Annotated in this window: 1 protein-coding gene; it reads right to left on the bottom strand. The window is 69.8% G+C overall.

Annotation, left to right across the window (positions count from 1 at the left end):
• Nucleotides 1-308: MerR family transcriptional regulator (locus L687_RS34090; protein ID WP_021200319.1), on the bottom strand; the 308-nt coding region annotated here is incomplete at both ends.

Here is a 308-nt window from a genome sequence, read left to right as displayed (position 1 = left end):
ATCTGACGCGCCAGCCGGGTCTGCTCGTCGCGCAGCAGCGCGAGATGGGTTTCCAGGGCCGATGCCTCGCTCGCTGCGGCATCGCTGTCCGATGCGGATCCCAGCACGTCCGCGATCTGCGGGAGACCGAGCCCCAATTCCCGCAGCAGCAGGATGCGCTGCAGACGCACCAGCGCCGGGCCGTCGTAGTGCCGGTAGCCGTTGTGCGCGACGCGCGAGGGCGGCAGCAGGCCGATGTCGTCGTAGTGCCGCAGTGTGCGGCTCGTGGTTCCGGCGAGGCGGGCGATCTCCTGGATCGACCAGTCATC

This window comes from Microbacterium maritypicum MF109 (assembly GCF_000455825.1).
GTDB classification, from domain to species: domain Bacteria; phylum Actinomycetota; class Actinomycetes; order Actinomycetales; family Microbacteriaceae; genus Microbacterium; species Microbacterium maritypicum_A.
This window is presented reverse-complemented; position numbering and strand designations above follow the sequence as displayed.